At 59.3% G+C, this 23,604-nt stretch carries 22 protein-coding genes; 4 read left to right on the top strand and 18 right to left on the bottom strand.

The features are described from left to right. Positions 1-5: 5 nt before the first annotated feature. On the bottom strand, positions 6-1,262 hold the full coding sequence (icd, locus tag GJ698_RS19375) for an NADP-dependent isocitrate dehydrogenase (protein ID WP_154359503.1): 1,257 nt from the start codon (positions 1,260-1,262) through the stop codon (positions 6-8). 123 nt (positions 1,263-1,385) lie between these two features. Between icd and GJ698_RS19380 the strand changes: the two genes are divergently transcribed. Then, complete coding sequence (locus GJ698_RS19380) at positions 1,386-1,946, top strand: pseudouridine synthase (RefSeq protein ID WP_154359504.1); 561 nt, start codon at positions 1,386-1,388, stop codon at positions 1,944-1,946. Positions 1,947-2,061: 115 nt separating this feature from the next. Here the strand turns inward: GJ698_RS19380 and rpsT are convergent, their stop codons facing one another. Then, positions 2,062-2,328 (bottom strand): 30S ribosomal protein S20, encoded by a 267-nt coding sequence (gene rpsT, locus GJ698_RS19385; protein WP_154359505.1) that lies wholly within the window; start codon positions 2,326-2,328, stop codon positions 2,062-2,064. Positions 2,329-2,523: 195 nt separating this feature from the next. Here rpsT and murJ point away from each other — a divergent pair, with 195 nt between their 5' ends. Further along, positions 2,524-4,062 (top strand): murein biosynthesis integral membrane protein MurJ, encoded by a 1,539-nt coding sequence (gene murJ / locus GJ698_RS19390; protein WP_154359506.1) that lies wholly within the window; start codon positions 2,524-2,526, stop codon positions 4,060-4,062. An 82-nt stretch (positions 4,063-4,144) separates the two neighbouring features. On the opposite strand, the gene GJ698_RS19395 is transcribed toward murJ, so the two are convergent. After that, positions 4,145-4,642, bottom strand: a complete 498-nt coding sequence (locus GJ698_RS19395; RefSeq protein ID WP_154359507.1) for an FxDxF family PEP-CTERM protein — start codon at positions 4,640-4,642, stop codon at positions 4,145-4,147. A 372-nt stretch (positions 4,643-5,014) separates the two neighbouring features. Here GJ698_RS19395 and GJ698_RS31020 point away from each other — a divergent pair, with 372 nt between their 5' ends. After that, positions 5,015-5,749, top strand: a complete 735-nt coding sequence (locus GJ698_RS31020; RefSeq protein ID WP_229260076.1) for a PEP-CTERM sorting domain-containing protein — start codon at positions 5,015-5,017, stop codon at positions 5,747-5,749. A gap of 6 nt (positions 5,750-5,755) precedes the next feature. Here GJ698_RS31020 and GJ698_RS19405 read toward each other — a convergent pair whose 3' ends face one another. From GJ698_RS19405 to GJ698_RS19460, 12 genes are all read right to left on the bottom strand, one after another. Continuing rightward, a complete protein-coding gene (locus tag GJ698_RS19405) occupies positions 5,756-6,376 on the bottom strand; it encodes an FxDxF family PEP-CTERM protein (RefSeq protein ID WP_154359508.1) in 621 nt (206 codons plus the stop codon). A 209-nt stretch (positions 6,377-6,585) separates the two neighbouring features. Then, positions 6,586-7,608, bottom strand: a complete 1,023-nt coding sequence (locus tag GJ698_RS19410; protein ID WP_371865385.1) for a TIGR03790 family protein — start codon at positions 7,606-7,608, stop codon at positions 6,586-6,588. A gap of 138 nt (positions 7,609-7,746) precedes the next feature. After that, entirely contained in the window at positions 7,747-8,277 is a 531-nt protein-coding gene (locus tag GJ698_RS19415) for an FxDxF family PEP-CTERM protein (RefSeq protein WP_154359510.1), read from the bottom strand. 26 nt (positions 8,278-8,303) lie between these two features. Continuing rightward, positions 8,304-8,846 (bottom strand): FxDxF family PEP-CTERM protein, encoded by a 543-nt coding sequence (locus tag GJ698_RS19420; protein ID WP_154359511.1) that lies wholly within the window; start codon positions 8,844-8,846, stop codon positions 8,304-8,306. Positions 8,847-9,224: 378 nt separating this feature from the next. Next, entirely contained in the window at positions 9,225-10,643 is a 1,419-nt protein-coding gene (locus tag GJ698_RS19425) for a mannose-1-phosphate guanylyltransferase/mannose-6-phosphate isomerase (protein WP_154359512.1), read from the bottom strand. Continuing rightward, positions 10,640-11,809, bottom strand: coding sequence for a nucleotidyltransferase family protein (locus GJ698_RS19430; protein WP_154359513.1), 1,170 nt, complete (start codon positions 11,807-11,809; stop codon positions 10,640-10,642). The genes GJ698_RS19425 and GJ698_RS19430 overlap by 4 nt, the downstream gene beginning before the upstream one ends. Before the next feature lie 150 nt (positions 11,810-11,959). Beyond that, entirely contained in the window at positions 11,960-12,901 is a 942-nt protein-coding gene (locus GJ698_RS19435) for an acyltransferase family protein (RefSeq protein ID WP_154359514.1), read from the bottom strand. Between the two features lie 77 nt (positions 12,902-12,978). Beyond that, a complete protein-coding gene (locus tag GJ698_RS19440) occupies positions 12,979-13,803 on the bottom strand; it encodes a hypothetical protein (protein WP_229260078.1) in 825 nt (274 codons plus the stop codon). Between the two features lie 85 nt (positions 13,804-13,888). Next, entirely contained in the window at positions 13,889-14,974 is a 1,086-nt protein-coding gene (locus GJ698_RS19445) for a Gfo/Idh/MocA family protein (protein ID WP_154359516.1), read from the bottom strand. A 54-nt stretch (positions 14,975-15,028) separates the two neighbouring features. Further along, positions 15,029-16,162 carry a DUF1972 domain-containing protein gene (locus GJ698_RS19450; RefSeq protein ID WP_307766662.1) on the bottom strand — a complete coding sequence of 378 codons (1,134 nt, stop codon included), beginning with the start codon at positions 16,160-16,162 and terminating at the stop codon, positions 15,029-15,031. A gap of 91 nt (positions 16,163-16,253) precedes the next feature. Beyond that, entirely contained in the window at positions 16,254-17,369 is a 1,116-nt protein-coding gene (locus GJ698_RS19455) for a glycosyltransferase family 4 protein (RefSeq protein WP_154359518.1), read from the bottom strand. Between the two features lie 17 nt (positions 17,370-17,386). Beyond that, complete coding sequence (locus GJ698_RS19460) at positions 17,387-18,649, bottom strand: glycosyltransferase (RefSeq protein WP_166454906.1); 1,263 nt, start codon at positions 18,647-18,649, stop codon at positions 17,387-17,389. Positions 18,650-18,902: 253 nt separating this feature from the next. Here GJ698_RS19460 and GJ698_RS19465 point away from each other — a divergent pair, with 253 nt between their 5' ends. Continuing rightward, positions 18,903-19,952, top strand: a complete 1,050-nt coding sequence (locus GJ698_RS19465) for an acyltransferase family protein (RefSeq protein WP_166454907.1) — start codon at positions 18,903-18,905, stop codon at positions 19,950-19,952. Positions 19,953-20,007: 55 nt separating this feature from the next. Here the strand turns inward: GJ698_RS19465 and GJ698_RS19470 are convergent, their stop codons facing one another. From GJ698_RS19470 to GJ698_RS19480, 3 genes are read right to left on the bottom strand one after another with little or no spacing between them, the layout of a single operon-like run. Beyond that, entirely contained in the window at positions 20,008-21,108 is a 1,101-nt protein-coding gene (locus GJ698_RS19470; RefSeq protein ID WP_154359521.1) for a glycoside hydrolase family 99-like domain-containing protein, read from the bottom strand. Positions 21,109-21,156: 48 nt separating this feature from the next. Beyond that, entirely contained in the window at positions 21,157-22,146 is a 990-nt protein-coding gene (locus GJ698_RS19475) for a glycosyltransferase family 2 protein (RefSeq protein ID WP_154359522.1), read from the bottom strand. Continuing rightward, positions 22,146-23,603, bottom strand: coding sequence for an O-antigen ligase family protein (locus GJ698_RS19480; RefSeq protein ID WP_154359523.1), 1,458 nt, complete (start codon positions 23,601-23,603; stop codon positions 22,146-22,148). The genes GJ698_RS19475 and GJ698_RS19480 overlap by 1 nt, the downstream gene beginning before the upstream one ends. Between the last annotated feature and the right edge of the window lies 1 nt (position 23,604).

The following is a 23,604-nucleotide window of genomic DNA, read 5'->3' on the forward strand; positions in this document are numbered from 1 at the left end:
ATTTTTTATTCCATCTGGCCGATGATGACGTCGCCAAATCCGGAGCACGAAACCTGCACCGCATTTTCCATCAGGCGCGCGAAGTCGTAGGTGACGTGCTTGGAGGTGATGGCCTGGCCCATGGCCTTGAGGATCAGGTCGGCCGCCTCGGTCCAGCCCATGTGGCGCAGCATCATTTCGGCCGACAGGATCAGCGAGCCCGGATTGACGTAGTCCTTGCCGGCGTATTTCGGCGCGGTGCCGTGGGTCGCCTCAAACATCGCCACCGAGTCCGACATATTGCCGCCCGGTGCGATGCCGATGCCGCCCACCTGCGCGGCCAGCGCGTCCGAAATATAGTCGCCGTTCAGGTTCAGCGTGGCGATCACGCTGTACTCGACCGGACGCAGCAGGATCTGCTGCAGGAAGGCGTCGGCGATCGAATCCTTGATGGTGATGTCGCGGCCGGTCTTCGGGTTCTTGACCTTGCACCACGGGCCGCCATCGATCAGCTCGGCGCCGAATTCCTTTTGCGCCAGCGCGTATGCCCAGTCGCGGAAGCCGCCCTCGGTGTACTTCATGATGTTGCCCTTGTGGACGATGGTCACCGACGGCTTGTCGTTGTCGATGGCGTACTGGATCGCCTTGCGCATCAGGCGCTCGGTGCCCTCCACCGACACCGGCTTGATGCCGAGGCCGGAGGTCTCAGGGAAGCGGATCTTGTTGACGCCCATTTCCTTGACCAGGAAGTCGATCAGGCGCTTGGCGCCTTCCGTGCCCTGCGCGAATTCGATGCCGGCGTAGATGTCTTCCGAGTTCTCGCGGAAGATCACCATATTGGTTTTCTCCGGCTCTTTCAGCGGCGATGGCACGCCGGGGAAGTAGCGCACCGGACGCAGGCAGACGTACAGGTCCAGCTGCTGACGCAGCGCCACGTTCAGCGAACGGATGCCGCCGCCGACCGGCGTGGTCAGCGGGCCCTTGATCGACACCAGGTACTCGCGCACCGCCGTCAGCGTCTCGTCCGGCAGCCACACGTCGGGGCCGTAGACCTGGGTGGCTTTTTCGCCGCCGTAGATCTCCATCCACTTGATCTGGCGCGTGCCGCCATACGATTTGGCCACCGCCGCATCCACCACTTTCAGCATCACCGGCGTGATGTCGCGGCCGGTGCCGTCACCCACGATGTAGGGAATGATCGGGTTATCTGGTACATTCAGGGAAAAATCCGCGTTGACGGTGATTTTTTGGCCGTCCGCCGGTACTTTGATATGTTGATACATCGTGGTTCTCCGTGGGGATACTGCTGGTCTTCTATAAGATATAAGACGCTTGTTTCACATTATGCATGAGTATGTAGCGAGGCGCCATGGTTTTCAAGCCTACACCAATTTCAGTTTTCGATAATGTCCCTGATTCTTTTTAATAAACCGTTTCAAGTGCTGTGCCAGTTTTCGGCGCAGGACGGCAAGGCCACGCTGGCCGACCACCTGAGCATTCCCAACATCTACCCTGCCGGCCGGCTCGACTACGACAGCGAGGGCCTGATGCTGCTGACCGACGACGGCAAGCTGCAGCACGCCATCGCGCACCCGGACCACAAGGAGGCCAAGGTGTACCTGGTGCAGGTGGACGGAATTCCCGATGCGGCCGCGCTGGCCAGGCTGCAGGCGCCGATCGACCTGGGCGACTTCGTGACGCAGCCGTGCAAGGCCACGCGCATCGCCGAACCGGAATGGCTGTGGCCGCGTAATCCGCCGATCCGCCAGCGCGCCGAGCAGCCGACCAGCTGGCTGGCGATCACGCTGCAGGAAGGCAAGAATCGCCAGGTGCGGCGCATGACGGCCGCCGTGGGCCTGCCGACGCTGCGGCTGGTGCGCACCGCCATCGGCGGCATTTCGCTGGCCACGCATCCGCTGATGCCGGGCGAGTGGATGGAGGTGGCGCCGAAGGATCTGGCGCGCTGAGTCTTACCCCGCGCGGCGCTCAGTCGCGCGGGGGGCATACGCCTGGCGTACAAACGACAAAACCCGCACTGGCAAGCCAGCGCGGGTTTTTTGCTTTGCTTCCCGGCGAGGGGAATTAAGCTGCCAGTGCTTTCAGAGCAGCGGCCAGACGGCTCTTGTGGCGAGCTGCCTTGTTTTTGTGGATGATCTTCTTGTCAGCGATGCTGTCGATGGTCGAAACCGACGATTGGAAGATGGTGGTCGCAGCAGCTTTGTCGCCAGCCTGGATTGCCTTACGCACAGCTTTGATAGCGGTACGCAGGGTCGAACGTTGAGCCGAGTTATGAGCGTTTTGCTTAACTGCTTGACGAGCGCGTTTGCGCGCTTGTGCGGTATTTGCCATGAAATTTCCTAAACAGGTAAATGATGCGTTTGCAAACGTTAATGTTTGGCAAACAGGTGCGTCCAAGGTTGCCATCAGAGCGAACCGTGTGAGTCAAACTACTGCCTGCCAAACATTAATGTCTGCGCAACAGAATTTTGTACAGCCTGTGATTATAGCGATATTTTTCGGCAGGAGCAACTATAATCACGTCCCATGAACTTGCTTAAGACACTCTCCGCCATCTCCAGCATGACGATGCTGTCCCGGATTACCGGCCTCCTGCGTGAAACACTGATCGCCCGTGCCTTTGGCGCCGGCGGCATGACCGATGCCTACATCGTGGCCTTCCGCATTCCCAACCTGCTGCGCCGCCTGTTTGCCGAGGGTGCCTTCTCGCAGGCCTTCGTGCCGATCCTGTCGGAATACAAGAACAAGCAAGGCCAGGAAGCCAGCAAACAGCTGACCGACCATGTCGCCAACACGCTGGTGTGGGCCACGCTGATCGTCACGGTGATCGGTATTATAGCCTCCCCGCTGTTTGTCTACCTGATCGCCACCGGCCTCGAAGAGTTCGACGCCGCCGTGTGGATGACGCGCCTGATGTTCCCCTACATCGCGTTCATGGCCTTCGTGGCGCTGGCCGGCGGCGTGCTCAACACCTGGCGCGAATTCAAGATTCCGGCCTTTACGCCGGTGCTGCTGAACCTGTCGTCGATCGTCGCTTCGCTGTTCCTGCAGCAATATCTGGAGCGGCCGATCTACGCCATGGCCATCGCCGTGTTTGTCGGCGGCGTGCTGCAGGTGGCGATCCAGATTCCGGCGTTGGTCCGTATCGGCATGCTGCCGACGCTGTCGTGGAACCCTGCCGCCGGCCTGGGCGATCCCGGCGTGCGCCGCGTGCTGAAGAAAATGGGGCCGGCGGTGTTTGCCGTGTCGGCCGCGCAGATCAGCCTGATGATCAACACCAGCATCGCCTCGCGCCTGGCGCAAGGCAGCATTTCCTGGCTGTCGTACGCCGACCGCCTGATGGAATTCCCCACCGCCATGCTGGGCGTGGCGCTGGGCACCATCCTGCTGCCTAGCTTGTCCAAGGCGCAGGCCGACAACGACCCGCGCGAATACACCGAACTGCTGGACTGGGGCCTGCGCCTGACCTTCCTGCTGGCGCTGCCGGCGGCGGTGGGCATGGCGGTGCTGGCCGAGCCGATGATCGCCACCCTGTTCCATTACGGCGCCTTCACCGACGAGGCGGCGCAGCAATCGGCGCGGCCGCTGATCGCCTACTGCGCCGGCCTGCTGGGCATTATCCTGGTCAAGATCCTGGCGCCGGCGTTTTACGCGCAGCAGGACATCCGCACGCCGGTGCGCATCGCCATCGGCGTGCTGCTCGCTACCCAGCTGATGAACTGGCTGTTTGTGCCGTATTTGCAGGTATCGGGACTGGCGCTGTCGATCGGCCTGGGCGCCTGCTTGAACGCTGGCTTCCTGTACGCTGGCCTGCGCCGGCGCGACATCTATCGCCCACTGCCGGGCTGGCCCAAGTTCTGCGGCAAGCTGGTGGTGGCGTGCGGCCTGATGGCCGGCGCCGCGTGGCTGGGATCGCAGCAGATTGACTGGCTGGGCCTGCAACACCACGCCTGGCTGCGCTTCGGCGCGCTGATGCTGCTGATCGGCGTGTGCGCCGGCGTCTACTTCGCCGCCCTGCTGCTGATGGGCTTCCGCCTGCGCGACTTCAAGCGCATCGCGCGCTAAGCGGCGCCGGCCATCGCGGCCGACGCGCGGCAAAAAAAAGCCGCCTTGCTTGCGCAAGGCGGCTTTTTCTTGAACGGCTACCTTAGCTGGCAGCGCGTTTGCGGCGCGCAGCCACCGCACCGATCAGTCCCAAACCACCCAGCAACATGCCCAGGGTTTCAGGTTCCGGCACGGCCGTGACGCTGTAGTTCAAGCCCAGGAAAGCGGCATTGGTAAATTGACCGTTGTGGCCCAACACACCCGATGCGAACACATCGTAGGTGCCAGCCGCCACGTTGTGGTAGCTGAACGCCCCCGTGGACGCATCCAGGTCGCCGATCAGCGTCTGAACCGACGCGCCGGTGAAAGTGACGGTATCCAGGGTAAATGGAGCGCCGAACGGGAACGAGACGGTGGTCGCGGCAAACACGCTGCCGGTCAGGTCCGACAACGAAGTCACGGTAATACTGCCGATTTTCACATTCGAGAAGCTGTAATCCGGCGCGGTTACAGCAACAACTTCCGGTCGGTAGAGCACATCAGCCGATGCACTGAACGAAGCAGCCAACATCAAACCTGCAACAAGTGCTTTGATTTTCATATTAGTACCTTTAGGAAAGAAGGTGGAGAGGCGAGATCCACACAAAGTTCACAACGAAAGAACCTGATGAATAATAGCATAAATTCATCAGAATCAATTATTATTTTCATATTTCAAATGCCGGAAGGAAACTTTTTACATCATGAAAAACCAACTTGCACTGCACCAAATTTGATCGCCAGTGTGCATGATTTTGGGGCCGCGAAAGATCGCTACTGTAGAGTGAAAACTCGCGCCGCAGCGCCCGGCAAGCGGTTTCCGCCGTCAGTTTTGGTGCAAGAATGGCGCTGTTGCAGCAAGGGGACAATTTGTGGCACATGATGCATATTGTGCTATACTAATTTCTTAATTGTAATTTTTAGGCCCGAGATCATGCTTACGCTCCAACGTTTCGCTTGCCTGGGTGCAATCGCCGCAGCCATCACTACAAGCTGCCCCTCGGCGGTTGCGGTACCGATTCTGGAAGCGCCGCCCCATTGGCAGGCGGAACGGGCCAAGCCGCCCGCACCAGGCATGTCCAATTGCGTCGGCCAGCCAGCGGGCGCCACCCGGCCGCCGACCGCATGGAACGGCAGCGGCGATGCCCCGCTGTCGGCCAGCGCCAAGCGCGCGCTGCATGGCGGCGGCAGGAACGATCTCGACAGCTATAAAGGACGCTGCCGTCTGGTCGATGCCGATCACGACAGCTCAGAGCCGCTCAATGACGGCGTCGATCCGGAACAATTGCTGAAACTGCTGGATGAAATGGACGCGATGAATCGCACGCTCAGCGAGGACGAAGAGCAGTCGCTGCTGGGCAGCCGCATACACATCGCGGTCGATAGCACGGACAATGAATTGCATGCCTACATCGGCGCCGGCGGCAGCCGCCTGGATCTGGGACAGCTGTCGCGTCTGGATCTGGAGAATCTGCCCGAAGGCGACGACCTGGCGCCGCGCTACGATGCCAGTGAGCGCACTGGTCGGGCGGAAAAACAGCTGAACCGGATGGGCCAGGCCAATCCGGTGGTACTGGCCGCAGCCATACCCGAGCCCAGCACTTACGCCATGTTGCTCGCCGGCCTGGGCATGCTGGCCTTGATGCGCCGCCGCAAGGACGGCGCCTGATACCAATTAGAACGGTTTGCTTGCACCCTTGTTGCGACGACGACCGGCAAAGCCGATCAGACCCAGCCCTGCGACCAGCATGGCAACAGTTTCCGGCTCCGGCACCGCCGTCACCGAAACGCTGCCACTGTACGACGTGGCGGCCGATGTCAGCAGCTTGCCGGTGACCTTCACGATGTAGCTGTCGTTCAGCAGCGAACCGGAGCTGGCAGCCGTCCAGGAGTCGAACGCGCCTTCCGACCATTTGGCGCCAGACAGGATGAAGCCAGCCGAGTTGATCACCTGGAAGCCGGTAATCTGGATGGCGTCGCTCAGCGATGGATTGGTGAAGGCCGAAACCACCGAACTCAGTACGCCACTGCCGGAGAACGAGAAATTGTCGGCGAAGGTATCGCCTGCCGCAGCCGAGGTGAACGAGTGGCCAAAGTAAGCGGTGCCGCTGTCGAACGTCAGCGTCTGGGATGCCTGGCTCACATCTGCCGCGCTCGCCATGCCGGAAGCTAACGCTGCAGTCGCCAGAGCGCCAGCCGCGACCAGAGATTTCAATTGAATCATAATTCCTCCTTGATAGATCGTTGAGGCCGTGTACACAGCCGCGATGGTTGTATCGCGCAACCATCCTAGCATGGCAAAAACACATATATTGGTATTTTGTCAGCAGAAAATTTCGCTCAAGTAATTGATTCCAAAAGGAAATTTGGCAGATCGGGGCGAGTGATATCCCCGCCACCATAGGAGAAATCTGGCTCTGGCGGCATTGCAGCGCAACATACGGCTGCCGATGTAGGATAACTCCTACAGAAAGACGGGAAAAAAGCGCGGGGGAAGCGAACTGTTCAGCGACGATACGGCGCCGCCAGCGGCTCGCCGATAAACACCCCTTGCGCAGGCCAGGCGACGCTCTTCCAGTAGGCTTCGATCGCCGTGTTGCCCTGCAAATACTGTCGCAGCAGCACCGTCGGCTGGGGGAATTTTTGCCAGTAATTGCACGGCTCGGTGACACTGCCATAGCTGGCGGTGGCGCCCGCATCGAGCCAGCGCAAGCTGCTCATTTGACCATCGCTGAGCAGGTCTCCGCCGGTCGACGTCAGGTGGTCGGCCAATGCCCCTGGCAGGAAGCGCAGCGTATCCAGCTTGGCCACCCGCGCCATGCCGGTCTGGTAAATCATGATGTCGCTCTGCCCTTCCAGGCTGTCGGCGTGCAACTGCTTGATGGTCAGTTTGCGCGCCGGCAGCGCACCCGGCCGGGGAAAGAACGGCGCCCGGCTGTTGCGCGGGGTTTCACTGGTAGTCAGGTAATAGGCGCTGGCGTTCGGCATGCTGAAGCCACTGGCCATGCCACGCCCGATCAGTGCCTTGGCCGCCGCCAGCGACTCGGTCGGCAACAGCATCGACAACCGCATGCCGTAGCCCTGGAATGGCAGGCCGGCGGGAGCATTGAAGTAGTTGCTCGGCTTGGACGGCTCGCACGGCTTCTGGCACAGCGCGCTGTCGAGCCCGAGCGTGTAAGCGGAGGTGATCGAATTGCATTCCACCGCGTAGGGGGCGGTCCAGACCATCAGCACGGCCTGGATCTGCGGCGTCAACCTGGCGTCGATCTGCTCTTTCAGGTGGCGGAACTGCTCGGCATTGAGCTGGCGCGGCGAGTTGGGAATCCGCACATGCACCACGTTCTGCGGCGGCACATCCCGCACCTTGCGGTAATACTCGCCGACCTCGACGCTGAGAGGGTCGTCGTCGTTGATCACCACGGCCAGCTGGGCAGCGGTAAGCGGGCTACCCTCGGCCGGGCGCACCTGCTGCGCCTGTGCAGCGCAGCAGGCCAGGAAAGCAAGGCTAAACAGTATTCGAAAACGCACGGGCAACCGATCATGGCGAAGCGGACGACGGCGCCGTCCTGATTCCATTATGCCGCCAACCAACACCAAAAGAAAAGCCCCCGCAGGACAGTGTCCGGCAGGGGCTTTCGCGCAGCGCGCCGCCGTAGCGGCGCAGTCTTAGGCGATGGTCTTGCGACGACGCGCAACGAAACCGACCAGGCCCAGGCCTGCCAGCAGCATTGCATAGGTTTCCGCTTCAGGCACGGCCGACACCAGCAGATTGCCGGAATAGGTTACCGCGTCATTGGTGGTGATGGTACCCTGGACTTTGAAGTAGTAGCTACCAGCGGTCAGGTTGGTACCCGTCAGGAACCACAGGCCGCTGTCCGCATCCAGCGAACCGCTGGCGGCAGCCACCGACGAGCCGACTTTGTACAGGTCGAAGTGGCTGAAGTCGATACCGGTGGTATCGCTGAAGCTGATCGACGAGATATTCGAGTCGGCATTGCTCAGGCTAGGAACGCTGAAGTAAAACAGGTCCGAGAAGGTCTTGTTCAGGCTGCCGTCGGAGAAGCTGCTCAGTGGACCGAAACCCGAGGTGCCGTCGATCAGCGTGATGTTCGAGGTGCGCTCGAAATCAGCGGCGCTGGCGAAGACGCTGGCGGCTGCCAGGACCAGACCGATCAGAAAGGAAGTATATTTTTTCATGCTTATCTCAAGGTTAAAGTCGACGTTTAAGCGCGCTTGTTACGGCGTGCAACAAAACCTACCAGGCCCAGGCCTGCCAGCAGCATCGCATAGGTTTCAGCTTCCGGCACAGCCAGTGCTTTCAGAGCAATATTACCCGACAGGCTACCAGCGCCAGCCGAATTGATTTTGCCGATGACTTGCAGGTAGTAGTCGCCAGCGGTCAACACCAGGTTCGAGGTGTTCAGCTTCCAGTTATCAACGCGGCCGGTCGACTTCTGTGCACCCGAGTACAACAGGGTGCCATCGAGTTTATAAATCGCGAAGGAAGTCAGATCCAGGCCGACGGCTGCAGAAGCGGCGGTCGAGGTCACGTCAGCGGCCAGCAGGCTCTTGGTGTCCACGTGGAAGCTGAACTGGTCAGTGAAAGTAGCACTTGCCAGGCCGCTAGCGAAGCTGGCGGTGTATTTGGCAGCGCCAGAGGTCAGATCGACTGCCTTGCGGGTGTGCGAGGCGTCGGCTGCATTTGCGGAAAAGGCAGCACCCGTCAGCAACAGAGTTGCGATGATAGCTCGTAAGATATTTTTCATGCCATGCCTAAAGGTTGAAAGTGATGCCAAAATCGCATCTGATTTATCGGAGAAACAACAACACTATGTGAAGTATATTGGATTTCGACCAACAAAGCTTGTGTATTTTAAATTTTTTTTTAGGGAAATGATAACTAGCGGCAACATCAATGCAAGTTACACAGTTTTAACGCAATTTCAGCCGGGAAAAGTCCTGAAATAGTGCTTTTGCGCCGTCGACATTGCATCGCAGCATCAAATTCCGTTATCGCTTGTCACTACGTGTTGTTTTTCTGTTGCATTGCAACCCGGCTGGCGGCAGCGGCATGTCAACTGCCCTGACCAGACGAGCATCGACGGAATGCACGCGGCATTCCGTCGATTTTCCGCATTGCAACATCAAGCGCGCTGGTAGACGTCCTCGAAGCGCACAATATCATCCTCGCCCAGGTAGCTACCGGACTGGACTTCAATCAGATGCAGCGGCAGCTTACCCGGATTTTCCAGGCGGTGGGTCATGCCGATCGGGATGTAGGTCGACTCATTTTCGGTCAACAAGGTCACCTTGTCGCCGCAGGTCACGCTGGCGGTGCCGCTGACCACGATCCAGTGTTCGGCGCGGTGATGGTGCATCTGCAGCGACAGCTTGCCGCCCGGGTTGACGGTAATGCGCTTGACCTGGAAACGGTCGCCGAGATCGATGCCCTCGTAGCAGCCCCATGGGCGATACACCTTGGTGTGGTGCAGGTGCTCGGTGCGGCCCTGGGTCTTCAGGTGATCGACGATCTGCTTGACGCGCTGCACCTGGTCCTTGTGCGCCACCAGCACGGCGTCGTTGGTCTCGACCACCACCAGATCCTGCACACCGACCACGGCCACGATGCGGCTTTCAGCCCGCACCAGCGAGCCGGAAACATTGTCCAGATAGACATCGCCACGCGCCACATTGCCTTGCGCGTCGGCGGTCTGCACCTCGTGCAGCGCCGACCACGAACCGACGTCGTTCCAGCCGATATCGGCTGGCACCACCACGGCGTCGCGGGTGTGTTCCATCACGGCATAGTCGATCGAGTCGGACGGCGCGCTGGCAAAAGCGGCCTCATCCAGGCGGCAGAAATCCAGGTCGCGGTAATCGCCCTTGATCGCCGCATCGCAGGCGGCCGCCATGGCCGGCTGGAACTCTTTCAGTTCGGCCAGGTAACGCTCGGCGCGGAACAGGAACATGCCGCTGTTCCAGAAGAAATTGCCTGCGGCGACAAAGCCCTTGGCGGTTTCCAGATCCGGCTTTTCGACAAAGCGGTCCACCGCGTAGCCGTTGGCGCCGCCGGCGATCGCCTTGCCGCTCTGAATGTAGCCATAACCGGTTTCAGGGCCGGTCGGCACGATGCCGAAGGTAGCCAGCTTGCCTTCCGCGGCCAGCACCGCAGCCTGTTCGACGGCGGCGTAGAACGCATCGACGTTCTTGATGACATGGTCGGCCGGCAGTACCAGCATCAGCGCGTCCGGATCGGTGGCGATCAGGTAGTGGGCGGCTACGGCCACGGCCGGCGCGGTGTTGCGGCCGACCGGCTCCAGCAGGATGCCCAGCGGCTCGATGCCGATTTCACGCATCTGTTCAGCCACCAGGAAGCGGTGCTCGTTACCGCACACCACCAGCGGCGCCATGACGCCAGGACGGCCGGCCAGGCGCAACGCGGTTTCCTGCAACATGGTCTGCTCTGACACCAGCGGCAGCAGTTGCTTAGGCAGCGCCGCGCGCGACAGCGGCCATAAACGGGTGCCGGCGCCGCCGGACAGGATGACTGGATAGATTTTCATATGATTTTCAGGACTTTCTCTTCTTGATTAACTTCACTACTGTTATCAACACGGCGCTTGGCACGACGATCGCGGGCGTTGCTCCATTCACCGTCGGTGTATTCGGACACATGCCGCATGTCACCGGAACGGTCGACACTGTAATCTTTGAATACGATCATTTCATTAAGCGAAACATCTGGTAACACGCGTGTATATTCAAACAGTACGCTGCGCACCACCGTTGCGCCCTGGCAGATATGGCTGCCATGGCCAATCCAGGTCGGCCCGACGATGGTCACGCCGGATTCGATGCGCGAGCCCGAGCCGATGTAGACCGGGCCCTGGATGCGCGTGCCCTTCCAGTCGATGGCGGTGTTCAAGCCGACCCACAGCCCCTCTTCCAGCTGGATGCCCGGCACGTCGAGATGCGCCACCTCGCCCATCAGCACGCTCTGGCACACTTCCCAGTAATCCTTGACGCTGCCGATGTCGATCCAGTTGAATGGACGTTGCTGGGAATAAAACGGCAAACCTTTTTCCGCCAGCAGCGGGAACAGCTCGGAACCGATGTCGAACGGCCGGTCGGAAGGAATCAGGTCCAGCACTTCCGGCTCGAAGATATAGATGCCGGTGCTGACAAAATTCGACAGCGCCTCCTCCTGGCTCGGCTTTTCCTGGAACGACTGGATGCGGCCGCTCTTGTCGCTGACCACCACGCCGTAGCTCGACACACTCTCCCATGGGACTTCCTTGGTCACCACCGATGCCAGAGCGCCCTTGCGCTTGTGCTCAAACAACGCCGACTTGATATCGAGGTCGATCAACGCGTCGCCGCACAGCACGATCGTCGTTTCGTCGAAGAAACCGCCAAACTTCTGGATCTTCTTCATGCCGCCAGCCGAGCCCAACGGCTCCGGCACGACTTCTCCTTCGTTATTGGTGTAACCCTCGAACGAGTAACCGATCTGCACGCCATACTGGTGGCCTTCGCCGAAATAATCTTCGATTTTTTCGTGCAAATAACTGACGTTGACCATGATTTCCTTGATGCCATACTTGGCCAGGTGCTCGATCAGGTAAGCCATGACTGGCTTGCCCAGGATCGGTATCATGGGTTTTGGTAAATCATAGGTCAGTGGCCGCACGCGCGTGCCCTTGCCTGCCGCCAGGATCATGGCCTTCATAACGAATTGCTCCTCAGATGAATTCTGCTATTAATTACGTTACCGCGCTGTGGCCCTACCAGCTCGCTGCAATCATAAGCAATTTTCAACATTCTCGCCGCACCGCAGCATTGGTGATCATAATGCAATATTTTAGCCAAAACATCAACATCAAACCACATAGCTGGCAACTCTTGGCGCGCTTTTCTTAAACAACCATACTGTCGCCGCCGAGATCGCAAACACCGCGAAGGGCAGCAATAAATCCGGCATCGGAAGAAACTTCTTAAACAATTTCATCCAAAAAATATGGGATAGATAAATTCCCAACGTGCACTCCGACAGCCAGCGTATATCGAAATGGATGTAGCGGTCCCAGGGCAGCAACAATGTCACCGCCGCCGCCGTCAGGCCAAACAAATAAGGCACGCCCATGCCGGGACTAGGCATGGCAAAAAAGACAATTAGCACCAGCACTACGCCGATGGCGATAGCGCAAGCCTGCCGTGACAAGGCATGGCAGTTGGCGAAAAATACGCCCAGTAATACGCCGTCCATCGCGTGTGCGTACTGTGCATACGGATAGTCGAAGGCCAGCGATGGCTTGCGCCAGAAATCGCAGAATCCCAGGGTCAACGCCGCCAGCAAGATACAGGCGTACGACAAAGTGTGCTGGTTGACCTTATCCTTGATCTGATCGAATGCCACAATACAGACAAAGATAAACGGCAGATACCACAGATGAATGCTAGTACCCACCAGCAAGCCGGCGATCCAACCATGTTCCAGCGACAAGAACGGCTTGTGCAGCGTCAGATTCAGCAGCCCGTAAAAGACACACCACACCAACCACGGCACTAGCAAGACACGCGCCCGCCGTGCCACGCTTTTGGGCGGACTACCGCTCTGGGCGGCGAAATACATCGAGATGATCAAAAACGCGATCAACCCCGAATATGCGACATCGCGGCCGATCGTTGCGGTGTGATACCAGACGATGCCGAAGGCGCTGAGCACGCGCAGCAGTTCGATTTCCTGCCGTCGCTTGCTACGCGCGGCCACAACCGTTTCGGCTGAACAGCCATCCGTATTGAGATATCTGATTTCGGCCATTTCAGTCGTCCGATCATATCGTTGCTGCAGCGGTGTCCGAGCTGTCCAGCACGGCCACCGTCCTTTTCTTATTTTACTTACGCTGCCGCGTCTTTCCAGTTATCCTGCACCAGCTGGCGGGTGCTGCGGATATTGCCGCGGCTGGAAGCGCCAAACACGATCGATTCGATATTCGGCTGCTCGCAGACCCAGTCGATCGCCTCTTTCGGCGGGATGGCGCCGGATGCAAACACCGACATGGCGATGGCGCGGAATTTACGGTTGCGCAGCGCATCTTCATACGCCTCGACGCCGCCGGAAACGCGGAAACCGATCTTGTTGATGTTCGAGCAGACGATCGGGTTTTCGATACCCAGTTCATCCAGCACGTCCAGCAGCTTCGGCAGGTTCATCGTGATGAAACCCGGCTCGGCGTTGTAGCGCTTCTTGACGTGATCGGCAAAGATCGCAAACGCTTCCTTGAAACCCAGGCCCAGCAGCAGGTCGACTACCACGTTCTGCAGGAAGATGACTGGCGTTTTCAGGCCCTGGAACATTTTCATTTCAGCGTCGATCAACAGCGTGGTGATGCCTTCGATATCCTTGCGCGCCAGCGACATGCCACCGCGCAGCGCCGCATCCAGGAAGCCCTCGTCGGGCATGAAGCGCTTGATCGCGCCCATCATGCCGTAATCGGTCATCGCGTTGGCGTATTTATGCGCGTAAGGCATGCATGGGTAGAACTGGAAATCGGCATAGCGCTCCGGCTTTTCGCGCACGATGTCGCACACTTCGGCGATGCGCTCGTGGGTGGTGCACATGAACGTCTTGATGCCTTCATCGTAGGCGATATCGAGCACATCCATAATGGCCTTGGTGTCCTGGAAGCGCATCGCTTGCGCGCGCGCTTTTTCCTCGGACATGTGATTAACGCCAAAGAACTGGTTATCACCAAACAGCAAACGATCCATAACTTACTCCCTCAATTTATTCCGTGACTATGCGTGATTACAGACCGAAGAAACCGCGCTTCTTGCGCGCAGGTTCAAACGTCGCACCTTCGGCCAGCGTTGCCGGGCCCTTTTCCGCATCGGCGATCATCAGGGCGATAACCTTGTCGGTTTCTGCCGCACTGGAGAAGGAGTTCACGTTCTCGGCGCGCGATTGCTGGATGCTCTTGACGAAGTAATCCAGCTGGGCGGTGTACTCCTCGCCACGCAGGTAGAAGTCCACCGGCTCAGTCAGTTCGGTTGTGTAGCGCACGTTCCAACCCACTTTATAACCTTCCGGGATGACGGCGTCTTCGCGCAGGTAGACCTGGCATTCCTGGCGGTCGGCGTAGATGCGGCCTGCCGGACCCTGGATGGTGATCTTGGTGCTCATCTTGCGGTACGACTCATCGCTCCAGTTGACCGACACCTGGGCGCTCTTGCCATCGTCGAAGTACAGCGTGCTGTACACCTCGTCGTCGGTATCCTTGGAGAAGATCTTGTTCAGCACCGTGCCGCCCACGCCTTTCGGCGCGCCGAAGTACCAGTTCACCAGATTGATCGGGTGGGCGGCGTAGTCGTACAGGCAACCGCCGCCTTCGCTGCGCTGCGTGCGCCAGGTCGAACCCTTCGGTTTCAGCACGACCGGACCGTAGGCTTCGGCCAGCACATGGCTGACGTCGCCGATGACGCCGGCGTCCAGCAGGCGCTTGACTTCCTGGAAGGCGCCGACGAAGCGGCAATGGTAACCAACCTGGTTGACCAGACCTTTTTGCTGGGCCAGCGCGGTCAACTCTTCCGCCTCAGCCACGCTCAGCACGAACGGTTTTTCGCAGAAGACATGCAGGCCTTTTTCCAGCGCCGTGCGCACCATGTCGGCGTGGAAGCGCGATGGCGTGGCAATCAGCACCGCGTCCAGTTCCACTTCCTTCAGCATCAAGGCGTAATCCGAATAGGTTTTCACGCCCGTGTATTTATTCAACACATCCAGCAGGTAGGCAGTGGCGTCGCACACGGCGACCAGTTGCACGTCCTTGTGCGCATTGATCATCGCGTGGTGCGACAACCCCATTTTCCCCAACCCGACCACGGCAACTCTAACCATTTTTCACCTCATCAAATATTTATCAATGCAACAAAACCAATCGCGGCAGAACGATTACTTGGGCAAATAGCGCAGCAATAACTGCTCATATTGACCGGCAACGTGCTCCCACGTGAATTCCTCAAAGAAGCGGCGCTTGCTGTTCGCGCGCAGCGTTGCCAGCGTCTCCGGCGACGTCAGCAACTGCTCAACGCAGGCGCCGAAACTGGCGGCGTCGCTGAAGTACACCGCCGCGCCCTGCGCCACCCAGCGGTTGTACACATTGTCGTGCGCGATCACGGCATTGGTGGCGGCCATCGCCTCCACCAGCGACGGATTGGTACCGCCCACGGTGTGACCATGCACGTAGGCCAGGCTGTGGAACCGCAGCGCCTGCACCACGGCGGGGTCGTAGATCGCCCCCGGGAACACCACCTCGTCACTGGCGGCCGCCAGCACCTCGCGGTGGTAGTCATCCAGTTCCGGCTGATACTTGCCCAGGATGACCAGCTTGCAGCCGCGACGCTTGGCGGAGAACCCTTGCACCATTTCCAGGATCGAGTTTTCCGGAATCGGCCGCGCGATCAGATTGAAATAGCTGCCGGGCTCCAGGCCCAGCGCACGCACCGCCTCTTCCGGCGCCGAGGTGACCGGATCGGCGCCGTAGGTCAGCGTGCTGACCTTGCGCTGCGGCGCCCGCGTCAGCAGGTGCTTTTCAATTTCCGGGTGATCGGCGATCAGGTGATTGCCGACGTAGCAGCCAATACGCTCGTTGACGTACAAGATGGTCTGCTTCATCCAGCCCCAGCGTGCGCGCGACCATTCAATCCCGTCCATATTAATCACGTTCGGAATGCCTTTGATGCGCTGCAGCGTATTGAACACAGCCGTGTTGTAGCCAAAGGTCAGGCACAAATCCTTGCTGCTGCGGCAAGCATGCTTGATCGATTTGAGATCGAACTGCGAGGTGCCCTTCCAGCCGTCCGTTTCGACCGGAATCGAGACCCGCTCAATGCCGCGCCACACGTCTTCGACGATCGGACCGCTACCTTTGGTTTGACAATACACAATCACACGCCAGCCCTTTCGAACCAGAAACAAAGCGATATTTTCAGCTGCGGTTTCGAATCCACCGTAAGCGGCCGGCACACCATGGGTACCCAGTATTCGTACAGTTTTTTTCATTTTTCCTATATCTGTGTGTTGCATCGAAAGGTTTTCTTGCGCACCGCAGCATTAGCTCGACAATTTTAACATCAACACAATTAAAGTGAGCAAATGTGCAATCAAATTCTCATTTTTATTGTAATTTGCGATTGAGCATGCGATACCGCTCAGCCACAGCCTCCGCTGCCACATCCCAGGAAAACTTTTGCGCCTGCTCCAGGCCGCGCGCGCGCAGTTCGTCGCGCAATGCAGGCTCGCTGACGACGCGGCGCATGGCCTCGGCCAGGCCATCGACATCGGTCGAACCCACCAGCAAGCCGCCCTGCTCCACCACCTCGGTCAGCGCGGTGTTGTCGGCAACGATCACCGGCACGCCGCTGGCCATCGCTTCCAGCGGCGGCATGCCGAAACCTTCGGCCAGCGACGGATACAGGAAGGCCATGCAATGGCGATACAGCACCGGCAGCTCGCCCTCGGCCACATCCTCCAGGATCAGCACGCGGTCGCGGCAGCTATTGCCCGCCACTTCATCGAACATCGCCTCGAAGCCAAAGTCCTTCTGCCCGACGATGACCAGCTTGGGTGCATCCGGGCCCAGCTTGGCGTAAGCCTTGAGCAGGGTCACATGGTTCTTGCGTGGTTCCAGGCGCCCCACGGTCAGCAGATATTCGCCCGAGACCAGGCCGCGGCGCGCCAGCATGGCCTCGCCATCGGAACCCGGATAAAAACGACCGTAGTCGACGCCGTTCGGCGTAACGGTGATCTGCTCCGGCCGCATGTTGTAGCGGCGCTCGATTTCGCCTTTGGAGAATTCGCTGACGGTAAACACGTGCTCGGACTGCAATGCCGCCAGGCGCATCAGCAGGCGCGAGCGCAGGCGGAAAAACGGCTGGAAAAATTCTGGATGGCTTTCAAACAACACGTCATGAATGGTTACCACGGTCTTCGACATGGAGGGCAGCGGGATAATATATTGCGAGTGCAGCAAATCCAGGCCCAGCTTGCGCTGCAGGCGCGGCAACTCCCATGTCAGGCGGCGCACAGCGCCGGTGTGCGGCAGATGCTCGACCCGCACATTCGGCAAATTGAACGAAGGATAGTTGCGCTTGAACTCGTCGACCTTGTCGAGCAAGCCGACAAACTCAATCTCCGGGCACAGCTTGGCTACGCGCGCAAACACTTCAAGCACGTGCGAGCGCGACCCCTGGAAGATTCCGTCCACCACATGCAAGTCCAGTCCTACTCTCATATTTTGCCCTTTATCTTTTAAGCTGTTTTACGGTCCGCCAGCGGCCGGCCGATGGCGCGGCGCATGGCGTCGATGGCGGCGGCCACCGCCTGCAAGGAAAATTGTTCGCGGCCGCGCACCCGGGCCGCAACGTCGATGACCGGCGCGGCCAGGCCGTCGACAATCTGCGCCGCGAACGCCGCCGGCTCCGCCGCCACGCGGCACAGCGACTGCAATGACGCCGGCAAACCAGCCACGCCTTGCGGCGTGCTGACGATGGGGCGCTCGGTCATCAGCATGTCCAGTGTCTTGACGTTGACGCCGCTGCCCGACAGTACCGGATTGAGCAACAGCCCGGCGGCAGCCATCAGGCCCGGCGCATCGGCGACATTGGCGCGCAATTCAAGGCGGGGATCGGTGGCGATCAGTGCGCTCACCTCGGGCAATGGCGACGAGCCGGCGATGGTCAGCCGGGCGTCGGGCAAACGTTGCCATACCAGTGGCATCACGTCCTCAATCAGCCAGCGCACGCCACGCACATTATTTGGCGCGCGCAAGTTGCCGAGGAATAGCAACTGCGGGCCGGCCGCTGGCGTACTCACCGGCGCGGCGTCAAACACCGCCTCCGGCAGCGGTGGCAGCCAGTGCGCATTACGGATGCCTTCGGCCTGCCATGTTTTGATATCGTCGGCCGAAATATCGAAGGTGATCAATGCCTGCGACATCAGTCCATGTTCATAGGCATGCAGATGCCAGCGCGCCAGGTTCCAGGCCAGCCGGTTTTTCAGGCTGCTGCTGGCGGCGGCCTGTCCAGCGAAATACGCGTGTTCAATATTGTGCGAGCGGTAAAACAGCGGCAGCGCCAGTTGCGCGCTGACCTCGCGCGCGAACACGCCGCCGTATGGGGAATCGAGGAAGACCGCGTGCGGCTGGAATGCGCGCACCTCGCGCATCAGCGGGCCATCTGCGGCAGTGTCGGCCATGCGGGCGGCGGCATGCGAAGGAATGCCACGGGCGATGCGCGCCAGCCGCAGGCTGTCCTGGCGCCAACCGCGCCGCTTGACGATCACATGCACGACATCGGCGACCTGCCGGACCATTTGCAAGTGGTCGGCGCTCGGCTGATCATAATCATCGCACCAGCACACCAGCATCAGCGGGCAGCCGAGTCGTTGCAAAGCGCGCATGCGGCGCCAGACGTCTGCCCTGCCGCCATGATTCGGGGGATACGGAAACTCCTGCGCCACGATCAACAGGCGCAGGTCATCGCTCGCCATGCGCTCCACCGAGCTTCGGCTCATGCTGGGATTCATTTACTCTCCGGCTCAAAAAAATCTGCAATCCGTACTGTTGGCCACCGCCCACACAAGGTAATTGCTGCAGTGCGACAACATAACACGTACTTAACGAACATACCACGCAATTGAACCGACCAGACTTTGCTCCCAAATTCAACTTCATCATTATTGAGCATGTTACAATGGATTGAAAATAACATAGTTACAACATTCTAGCTTTTTTTTCTAGTCCAAAATGACATATAAAGGGATCTTGATGAGTGCCTCTCCGAATCGCTTGCAATTCCTGGATGCGTTACGCGGCATCGCTGTGCTGCTGGTGATCTTTGCCCACGCAGCCCACTCCCGCTTTCCCATCGTCCAAGTCATCGATGCCAATTATTTCCAGACCGGGCAGGCAGGCGTCTCCCTGTTCTTCCTGATCAGCGGCTACATTATTCCCAAGTCGCTGAACGCGTCTCCCAGCCTCAAGGTGTTCTGGGTGCACCGCTTCTTCCGCTTGTATCCAGCCTACTGGGTTTGCCTGTTCCTGGTGATCCTGCTGGCCAGCGCGCAATTGTTCCGCATCCAGGAGCCGCTCGGTACAGTGGGCATGGCGGCCAATTTCACCATGCTGCAGGGCTTCGTCGGCATTAAAAATGCGGTCAACGTCTTCTGGAGCCTGAAGTTCGAAATGGCGTTCTACTTCCTCATGACAGCATTTGCCGTGACCGGCATGTTGAAGCGCCCATTCCTGATCTTTATGTTGTACTCGGCAGGCACGATCGCGCTGGCGCTCGGCATGCGTCTGGTGCTGCACAAATACTTTGCCTACGGCGTCTTCAATCTGGAACTGATGCTGCTCGGCTGGGTTCTGGCGGAATGGCACGCGAAGCGCCTGGCGGGCAAGTATGCCGTCATCAGTGTGATTGTCGGTCTCGGCACGACCTTGATTGCGGCGTACACCGCCTTTGCCGGCCGCACCGAGGAATTGACTGTCGGCACGCTGAGCTTCGTGCCCATGGCCAATGCGTGGCTGCTCAGTACGGTTTTCTTCGTCGCCACGCTGCTGACCACCCAACAGGTGCGCTGGCCACGCGTCCTGGCATGGATGGGTACGGTCAGCTATTCGGCCTATCTGCTGCACCCGCTGGTGCTGGAACTAAGCATCCACTTCCTGCCGCCGACCGCGCCAACCGTGGTACTGGAGTTCGCCGCCTCGTTTGCGGCTGCCTGGGTCTGCTTCCGGTTTATTGAAACGCCGTGCATTGCCTACGGCAAAAAAGTGGCGCCACGGGCGCAAATCGCACCGACCGTACGCGCCTGACCAGACGGTCTTGATACGCTGGCCGATTCCGCCATCAGGGGGAATCGGCCAGCGGCTACTTCGGCTGCGCGCCGAATACCTTTTTTACTTTTTCCAGGTACGAAAAACCCGACTGCTTCGTAGGCTCGATAAACGAGCCCTCACCGAATTCGTTCCAGCAGCAGATGACGCCCATCTTCTGAGTTTTCTCCGGAGCGCTCAGCATCACGGTGCGCGCGGCTTCCAGATGTTTCTCGAACTGGTCGGGCGTGGCGATCGACTTATCGTGCAACGGATCGGGGCTGCCGCCCCAGGGACGACGATCCCAGCCGGAGAACATCGGTACCACATAATTGCCTTCGACATGGCTCAACATCCACTTCCACTGGTCGCTGTAGCCCTGCGCCAGCTCGTCGTAAGAACGGGTTTGCTGACGTCCGCCGGCAAAGCGGAAGGACACCGGACCATGCAGGTTATAGGAGGAAAATCCGCGATAGCCGCTCTTCAGCGAATGGTCCGTGCCAGGCTCGCCGTTAAAGACGCCGCCGATAAAGTTCACGCCAGCCAAGCCGGCATCCTTGAAGATCTGGTCGGCTAACGCCTGCAGCTCCGCCACCGTCATGCCCAGCTTGGCGGCATTGCGGTTGAACGCCACCGCAGAGAAGATAAACACCACCGGCTTGCCATCCATCTTGAGATATTCCTTGCGGAACGCATAGCGGTCAGCCCAGAAGCTGAACATCGCCTTTAGCTGCTCCAGACTGAAGACATAGTCGCTGTGCGTGGTCCACATGACGGCAAACTGCACATTGTGCCGATCTTTTGCGCGCAAATAGGCGTTGATCGCATGATCAAGAGGGCTTTTATTGTCACGACCCCAAAACCAGTCAAAGACGACATAATCAATGCCGTATTGATTCATCCACTCCAGTTGCTTCTCCATCACGGGAATCTCGCCCTCCCGATACCAGCCGAGCAAAGGCTCACGCTCGGGGTAGGGTTTGATTTTTTCCCACGGCATGGGGAAAGGAGCACCTAATTGATTGTCCTTCCACCCGGGGAAGTAATAAACGCCGATCTTGAAGTCGTCGGCTGCATAGGACGGCGCCATGCCGACTATACTCAGCGCCAGCAACGTCGACGCAGCTTTGCGGACAAGAGCGAATGCGGGAGTCATAGTAAACCTTTCATCGACCAGGCAGCGCCAGGTGCTGGCGGTCAGAACTCACTTGGGTTGGGTGCGAGGAAATTGCAACATACCGCGCACTGCGGCGTAAGCTTGCGGCCAACGCTGGCGATAGACAAACTTGGCGACATCAATCAGGCTGAACAATATCACCGTCGGTATATGGCGCGCATGAAAGCGCGCAGTAAATCGCAGCCGATTTTTAAACAGATAATAAACGGACAGCGGTGAACCGCCGGATGCCGACGTGCCGATCGAGGCGCCTTCTTTATGATAGACCACGCTGCGCGGTGCGTAACCCAGCGTGAAATGCGCGCGGCCACGCGTGCACCAATCGATCTCTTCAAAATACAGGAAGTAATCCTCGGTCAGCAGGCCCACCTTTTCCACGAAGGCGCGCCGCGCCAGCATCGCCGCGCCAATCACATAAGACAGTGACGCCTCCACCGCCTCTGCAGTAGCCGGAATCGCAGCGAGCGGCTGGAAAGCGCCGACATGCACCGAACTGCCTTTGGCAGGCGTATAGCTGGCGCCACCGAAAGCCTGCACCTTGTCGCGCTCGTGGTAATACACCAGCGTCGAACCGCACAAGCCGATGCGCGGGTCATGCTCCATGCGCGCAATCGCCTGCGCCAACGCATCCGGCTCGACGGTTGTATCGTTATTCAACAGCCAGATATAGGCACAGGCGGGATCGTTCAGCGCATAGGCGATGCCCGGATTATTGCCGCCGGCGAAGCCAAGATTGCCGCCGTTGTGCAGCAAGACGAACGGGCTGTCGGCGACGTGGCGCGGCGCCGCACCGTCGGCAGGCTTGCCGGCCTCGCTCCAGCCAGCTTTACCGAAGCGGGCGTCGGCCCAGGCCCGCAATTGCGGCACCGATTCGTCACGCGAGGCGTTATCGCAAACGATCACACGCAGCGCAACGCCGGTGCTGGCCAGCAGGCTGTCCAGGCATTCGACAGTATCGCGCCAGCCGTTCCAGTTCAGGATCACCACGGCAACCTGAGTGGGCGCGCGCTCCACCATCAGTACGCTCCTCGCGGGCGCGGAGGCTTGGCGGGCGTACTCCCCGGCACAAAGAAACTGGCGCACAGCACGATGACAGCGACAAATTGCAGCACGCTGTACGTATTCATGAACTCCGGCTGCGTCATGCTGATGCCCATGGCAATCGGGAAGAAGGACAAGCAGGTCAGCAACGTAACCCTGTGCTCCGCAACCACCTCGGACAAGCCCTTACGTGCACCATACCATGCTCGCCAGTACAGCAATAACAGGCATAGTAGACCAGGAATGCCCAGCTTGACCGCGACGAACAAATAACTGTTATGGAGGTAGCGAACGTGTTCGTAGAAAAGGCGCAGTTCGTGCAGCCACGGACGGTACTCGCCACCAACGCCGACGCCCACCAATGGCGTGCGCTGCAAGGTCAGCATCGCCTCATGGTTTTCCAGCTGGCGCCAGCCATAAGACGTGCGCCGCCCCCCCTCGTTCTTGACGCTGAGCAGGCGCTCGCTGACATTCTCCAGCACCGTCGGCTTCACCAGCGCCAGCGTGCCGATGCTCAAAGTACCAGCCACCAGTATGGTCGCCAGCAACTTGATGGCACGGCCGCCACCAATGAAGAACAGAGGCAGCAGGACGCCGATAAAGGTCCAGGCCCACAAGCCACGGCCGAAGTTAACGTACAGACCCAGCAGCAGCACCAGTATCAGCGCGCCCCCCACCAGCAGGTTGACGCGCTTGTACAGCACTTGCAGCGTCAGCCAGATGATCGCCCAGGAGACAAACAGGAAACCAGGCATTTGCACCCGCGTCACCGATTCGCCAAACCCCGAGGTCGTGCCCAGCGAAGCCACCAGACCGACCGCCACCACCTGCACGCCGGTCACCCACTGCATCACCGCCAGCACCACCACGCTGTAGGCAATCACCAGCAGTACACGCACCAGCTTGTGCACACCGTCGGCTTCGCTGGCGGTCATGCGCCACAATATCGGCAGCCACAGCCAATATAGGAAAACTCGGCCATCACGGTAGATATTCGGCAGTTTGTTATGGAAGTAAAAAACCGACAAGCTGAAGGACAATACGACGATCGCCGCAAACAACAGTGACACCGTGCGCAACTTGCGCGGCAACGGTGGTGCAACTTTACCGCGTGTCCACAGGCCGAATATGAAGATCAGCATGCTGACTACCGTGGCGAAATCCGCAATTTTGAAATCCGGCGCCATCAGGGCCACGAAGACATAGGCGCCAAAGCCCACCCAAGGCCAGATCAACAACAGGGCAACATACGCAACCGCGGCAGCCAACCCGGCAGACAACACCCACGGCAAAATGACGCAGCACAAGCCGATGAAGGTAGATGCCAGAAACACCGGCAGCCAAAACAGCAGCAACGATTTGAAGTTCGCCTTGGTGAAAAGCCCGCCGAGCGCTGATGAGAAGCCGATCGAATATTGACGCAGGGTACTCATG

It is taken from the genome of Duganella aquatilis (genome assembly GCF_009674565.1).
GTDB classification, from domain to species: domain Bacteria; phylum Pseudomonadota; class Gammaproteobacteria; order Burkholderiales; family Burkholderiaceae_D; genus Rugamonas; species Rugamonas aquatilis.

Excerpts from the sequence above, each read along its gene's own strand:
- GJ698_RS19420 (WP_154359511.1), bottom strand. The coding sequence starts at position 8,846 with ATGAAAAATATCTTACGAGCTATCATCGCAACTCTGTTGCTGACGGGT.
- GJ698_RS19405 (WP_154359508.1), bottom strand. The coding sequence starts at position 6,376 with ATGCTAGGATGGTTGCGCGATACAACCATCGCGGCTGTGTACACGGCC.
- GJ698_RS19475 (WP_154359522.1), bottom strand. The coding sequence starts at position 22,146 with ATGGTGGAGCGCGCGCCCACTCAGGTTGCCGTGGTGATCCTGAACTGG.
- GJ698_RS19480 (WP_154359523.1), bottom strand. The coding sequence starts at position 23,603 with ATGAGTACCCTGCGTCAATATTCGATCGGCTTCTCATCAGCGCTCGGC.
- GJ698_RS19415 (WP_154359510.1), bottom strand. The coding sequence starts at position 8,277 with ATGAAAAAATATACTTCCTTTCTGATCGGTCTGGTCCTGGCAGCCGCC.
- GJ698_RS19445 (WP_154359516.1), bottom strand. The coding sequence starts at position 14,974 with ATGGTTAGAGTTGCCGTGGTCGGGTTGGGGAAAATGGGGTTGTCGCAC.
- murJ (WP_154359506.1), top strand. The coding sequence starts at position 2,524 with ATGAACTTGCTTAAGACACTCTCCGCCATCTCCAGCATGACGATGCTG.
- rpsT (WP_154359505.1), bottom strand. The coding sequence starts at position 2,328 with ATGGCAAATACCGCACAAGCGCGCAAACGCGCTCGTCAAGCAGTTAAG.
- GJ698_RS19470 (WP_154359521.1), bottom strand. The coding sequence starts at position 21,108 with ATGACTCCCGCATTCGCTCTTGTCCGCAAAGCTGCGTCGACGTTGCTG.
- GJ698_RS19435 (WP_154359514.1), bottom strand. The coding sequence starts at position 12,901 with ATGGCCGAAATCAGATATCTCAATACGGATGGCTGTTCAGCCGAAACG.
- GJ698_RS19460 (WP_166454906.1), bottom strand. The coding sequence starts at position 18,649 with ATGAGCCGAAGCTCGGTGGAGCGCATGGCGAGCGATGACCTGCGCCTG.
- GJ698_RS19395 (WP_154359507.1), bottom strand. The coding sequence starts at position 4,642 with ATGAAAATCAAAGCACTTGTTGCAGGTTTGATGTTGGCTGCTTCGTTC.
- GJ698_RS19455 (WP_154359518.1), bottom strand. The coding sequence starts at position 17,369 with ATGAGAGTAGGACTGGACTTGCATGTGGTGGACGGAATCTTCCAGGGG.
- GJ698_RS19450 (WP_307766662.1), bottom strand. The coding sequence starts at position 16,162 with ATGCAACACACAGATATAGGAAAAATGAAAAAAACTGTACGAATACTG.
- GJ698_RS19430 (WP_154359513.1), bottom strand. The coding sequence starts at position 11,809 with ATGAAGGCCATGATCCTGGCGGCAGGCAAGGGCACGCGCGTGCGGCCA.
- icd (WP_154359503.1), bottom strand. The coding sequence starts at position 1,262 with ATGTATCAACATATCAAAGTACCGGCGGACGGCCAAAAAATCACCGTC.
- GJ698_RS19465 (WP_166454907.1), top strand. The coding sequence starts at position 18,903 with ATGAGTGCCTCTCCGAATCGCTTGCAATTCCTGGATGCGTTACGCGGC.
- GJ698_RS31020 (WP_229260076.1), top strand. The coding sequence starts at position 5,015 with ATGCTTACGCTCCAACGTTTCGCTTGCCTGGGTGCAATCGCCGCAGCC.
- GJ698_RS19425 (WP_154359512.1), bottom strand. The coding sequence starts at position 10,643 with ATGAAAATCTATCCAGTCATCCTGTCCGGCGGCGCCGGCACCCGTTTA.
- GJ698_RS19380 (WP_154359504.1), top strand. The coding sequence starts at position 1,386 with ATGTCCCTGATTCTTTTTAATAAACCGTTTCAAGTGCTGTGCCAGTTT.
- GJ698_RS19440 (WP_229260078.1), bottom strand. The coding sequence starts at position 13,803 with ATGTCCGAGGAAAAAGCGCGCGCGCAAGCGATGCGCTTCCAGGACACC.